1 protein-coding gene is annotated in these 425 nt (G+C 63.3%); it reads left to right on the forward strand.

Annotated elements, in window-relative coordinates; translation table 11 throughout:
* Nucleotides 1-80 precede the first annotated feature (80 nt).
* Nucleotides 81-425: rhodanese-like domain-containing protein (locus tag CDV44_RS27295; RefSeq protein ID WP_249277758.1), on the forward strand; the 345-nt coding region annotated here is incomplete at its 3' end.

Genomic DNA, 425 nt, shown 5'->3' on the forward strand with positions numbered 1-425 from the left:
CGCCGGTATCGCATGGGTACAGCGTCGCTTCGCCGCCTGGGCAGACGCCTGACTTCTCGCCGCTCTCACGGAGCTTTTGCATGTCCCAAGCCCTATCGTCTACCGGCATCGAACCCGGCTTTCTCGTCTCGACGGACTGGCTGGCCGCGCATCTGGACGCGCCCGAGCTACGCCTGTTCGATTGCAGCGCCACGATGGTCGTCGACCCGGTGGTCAAGCAACGGGTGCAACCCGAGCGCGCAGCCTTCGAGGCCGGCCATATTCCCGGTGCGCAGTTCATCGACATCGATGCACAGCTCTCGGACCACGACCATCAGTTTCATTTGATGCTGCCGCCTGCCGAGGCGTTCAAAGACGCTGTCGAGGCGCTAGGCATCAGCGACGACAGCCTCGTGGTGATCTACAGCACGGGATCGATCTGGTGG

Source organism: Pandoraea sp. PE-S2R-1, assembly GCF_002179865.1.
Lineage (GTDB): Bacteria > Pseudomonadota > Gammaproteobacteria > Burkholderiales > Burkholderiaceae > Pandoraea.